4 protein-coding genes are annotated in these 3,566 nt (G+C 71.6%); 3 read left to right on the top strand and 1 reads right to left on the bottom strand.

Features of this window, described 5'->3' with window-relative positions:
• Positions 1-329: 329 nt before the first annotated feature.
• On the top strand, positions 330-809 hold the full coding sequence (locus GRC12_RS42740) for an anthrone oxygenase family protein (RefSeq protein ID WP_208785833.1): 480 nt from the start codon (positions 330-332) through the stop codon (positions 807-809).
• Between the two features lie 129 nt (positions 810-938).
• A complete protein-coding gene (locus GRC12_RS42745) occupies positions 939-2,426 on the top strand; it encodes a glutamate synthase subunit beta (RefSeq protein WP_208785834.1) in 1,488 nt (495 codons plus the stop codon).
• Positions 2,427-2,462: 36 nt separating this feature from the next.
• On the opposite strand, the gene GRC12_RS42750 is transcribed toward GRC12_RS42745, so the two are convergent.
• Positions 2,463-2,963 carry a carboxymuconolactone decarboxylase family protein gene (locus GRC12_RS42750; RefSeq protein WP_208785835.1) on the bottom strand — a complete coding sequence of 167 codons (501 nt, stop codon included), beginning with the start codon at positions 2,961-2,963 and terminating at the stop codon, positions 2,463-2,465.
• A 47-nt stretch (positions 2,964-3,010) separates the two neighbouring features.
• On the opposite strand from GRC12_RS42750, the gene GRC12_RS47180 reads away from it, so the two are divergent.
• The coding region (locus GRC12_RS47180; protein WP_439959955.1) for a GntR family transcriptional regulator at positions 3,011-3,566 on the top strand (556 nt) is incomplete at its 3' end.

Genomic DNA, 3,566 nt, shown 5'->3' on the forward strand with positions numbered 1-3,566 from the left:
GCTGCGGGGATGGCGGGACGAGGGGACGGAGGCGGGCGTGGGCGTGGGGTGACCTGTCGGGTGAGGTGTGGGACGCGGTCGCCGGACAAGGTCGGTGCGCGGTGCGCGAGTTGCTCGCCGTGGCGGCGGAACACGGCGGAACCCGGCGGCACGGACGGGCCGCGACGGGCCCCGGATGTTCATACGCTCGCGTCCTGTTCGGCTGTGGACGTTCGCGTATGTGTCCGCGTCTCTCGGTCATGGTCACCGGGGACGCGTGGGCATTCACTGGAGGGGCAGGAGGAGGTGCCGGGGCTGCGCTCGGCTCGATGCGGGGAGATGACGCTGACGTGATCGACGGACCGTACCTCTGGCTGACGGTGCTGGGTGTGCTCGGGACCGGGCTGGTGGCGGGGGTGTTCTGCGGGTTCTCGACGTTCGTGATGCGCGGGCTGGCCGCGCTGCCGCCGGCACAGGGCGTGGCGGCGATGAACGCGATCAATGTGACGGCGGTGATGCCGGCGTTCATGGTCGTGTTCGTGGGGTCGGCCGTGCTGTGCGCGGTGCTGGGCGTGGTGACCTTCGTGCTGTGGCCGGACGACGGGAAGGTGGAGCTGCTGGTGGGCAGCGCGCTGTATCTGTTCGGGTCGTTCGGGGTGACCATGGTCGCGAACGTGCCGCGCAACGAGGCGCTGCTCAGGCTCGACCCGGGCACCCCGGAGGCGGCGGCGTACTGGCCGTCGTACGTGCGCGAGTGGACCATGTGGAACCACGTCCGGACGGTGGCCTCGGCGGGCGCCGCGGTGGCGTACGTACTGGCGCTGACCTGAACCGGGGAGCGCGGGCGGAAAGCACTTTCCGTCCCCTCTGCGACCGGGGCCGACACGTCGTATCGTGGCCGGAAGAGTGCCGCCCGAAGACGCACGGCCTGTCGCACGCGCACCTCAAGGAAGACGGCCATGGCCGATCCCAAGGGATTCATGACCACACCTCGCCGGGACTGGCCCCGCCGACCGGTCGCGGAGCGGGTCCGGGACTGGAACGAGGTCTATGTCCCCGGAGCTCTGCTGCCCATCATCGACAAGCAGGCGGACCGCTGCATGGACTGCGGGATACCGTTCTGCCACGAGGCCTGTCCGCTCGGCAACCTGATCCCGGAGTGGAACGACCTGGTCAGCCGGGACGACTGGCGGGCGGCGGCGGATCGGCTGCACGCCACCAACAACTTCCCCGAGTTCACGGGGCGGTTGTGCCCGGCGCCGTGCGAGGCGGGGTGTGTGCTCGCGATCAACCAGCCCGCGGTGACCATCAAGAACGTCGAGGTGGCCATCGCCGACCGGGCCTGGGAACTGGGCTTCGCGCCGCCGAGTCCGCCGGACCGGCTCTCCGGGCGGACCGTCGCCGTGATCGGTTCGGGGCCTACCGGGCTGGCCGCGGCGCAGCAGCTGACGCGGGCGGGACACACGGTCGCCGTGTACGAGAAGGACGACCGGCTCGGCGGGCTGATGCGGTACGGCATCCCCGAGTTCAAGATGGAGAAGCACCATCTGGAGCGCCGGATCGAGCAGATGCGGGCCGAGGGGACGAAGTTCCGTACGTCGACGGCGGTCGGGCGGGATGTCGGGGCGGCGGAGCTGCGGACGCGGTACGACGCGGTGGTGATCGCGACCGGGGCGACGGCGTGGCGTGAACTGCCCATACCGGGGCGGGAGCTGGACGGCGTCCATCAGGCGATGGAGTATCTGCCGTTGGCCAACCGGGTGTGCGAGGGAGACCTGGAGCGCTCCCCCTTGTCGGCCGCCGGGAAGCATGTCGTCATCGTCGGCGGCGGTGACACGGGAGCGGACTGTCTGGGCACGGCGGTGCGCCAGGAGGCCGCGTCCGTGACCCAGTTGGACATCTACGCGCAGCCGGGCGCCGAGCGGGACGACGACACCGAACCGTGGCCGACGTACCCGAAGATCTACCGGCTGTCGGCCGCGCACGAGGAGGCGCGGGATCTGGAGACGGCGCCGGAGGCGGACGCGGACGTGCGGTTGTTCGCGGCGTCCACGCTCCGCTTCACGGGGGACGACAGCGGGCATGTGCGGTCGTTGCACCTGGTCGAGGTGGACGCGGAACGGCGCCCGCTGCCGGGGACCGGGCGGATGCTGCCCGCCGACCTCGTCCTCCTCGCGCTCGGTTTCTCCGGACCGGACCGGAACGACGGGCTGATCGACCAGTTGGGGCTGGCGATGGAGGCGCGCGGGACGATCGCCCGGGGCGCGGACTTCGGGACGAGCGTGCCGGGCGTGTTCGCCGCGGGGGACGCCGCCCGGGGGCAGTCGCTGATCGTGTGGGCGATCGCCGAGGGGCGGGCCGTGGCGGCGGCGGTCGACCGCTATCTGACGGGGAGTTCGCGACTGCCGGCGCCGATCGGGCCGTACGACCGCCCGATGACCGTATAGCGGGCCCGTCGAGTGCCGCGGCGGCACCTGTGCGGCTCAGCGGCGGCGTTCGTCCGTCCCCGCCACCTTGCCCGTGGCCAGGGCCACCCGGTTCCACGTGTTGATCGTGAGGATCAGGGCCAGCACATGGGACAGTTCGACCTCGTCGAACTGCGCGGCCGCCTGCGCGTAGACCTCGGCGGGGACACCGGCGTCGGCGACCAGGGTCACCGCCTCCGTCAGCGCGAGGGCGGCCTGTTCCCGCTCCGTGAAGAAGTGGCGGGCCTCGCGCCAGACGGGGACCATGTGCAGCCGGTCCTCGCTCTCGCCGGCCTTGCGGGCGTCGTTCGTGTGCATGTGGAGGCAGTACGCGCAGTGGTTGAGGTGCGAGGCACGGATCTGGACCAGTTCGACCAGGGCCGGATCGAGGCCCTCGCGGGCCGCGGCGTCGAAGCCGATGAGCGCGCGGAACACCTTCGGGGCGGTCTTCGCGAAGTCGAGGCGGGGCTGCCCGGGCAGGGTCGGCGTGGTGGGGGAAACCGTCGTGTTCGTCGTCATGTCCTTCACCCTACGGAGCGGAAAGACCCCCTGTAGGGTGCATTTTCGTGACGAGTTCATGGGTCAATTCGGCTGAGCGGATCGGGGTCGACCTCCATCTGGAGCTGCCCGCGACAGGCGGGCGGCGGGCAGCGCTCATCACCGCGCTGCGCGAGGCGGTGCGCGGTGGACGGCTCGCTCCCGGCACCCGGCTGCCGCCCTACCGCTCGCTCGCCGCCGACCTCGGTCTCGCCCGCAACACCGTGGCCGACGCGTACGCCGAACTCGTCGCGGAGGGCTGGCTCACCGCGCGGCAGGGCTCGGGGACCCGGGTCGCGGAGCGGGCGGAACCGCTGCGACACGCCGGGAAACGGCCCGTTGCCGCACCTCCACGCGCGCGTACATCACCACCCCCGCACTCGCGCGCATCAACGCAGCCACCGCACTCGCACGCGTCAACGCAACCATCACGCGCGCGTGCATCGACTCTGCCCCCGAACTCGCGTGCATCAACGCAGGCACCAAACTCGCGTGCATCAACGCAGGCACCGAACGCGCGCCCATCGACACAGCCATCGCCCGCGCGTGCCACGAAAACACCCCCGCCCCCACCCCGCCACGATC

Origin of the sequence: Streptomyces griseorubiginosus (assembly GCF_017614965.1) — a bacterium.
Lineage (GTDB): Bacteria > Actinomycetota > Actinomycetes > Streptomycetales > Streptomycetaceae > Streptomyces > Streptomyces griseorubiginosus_B.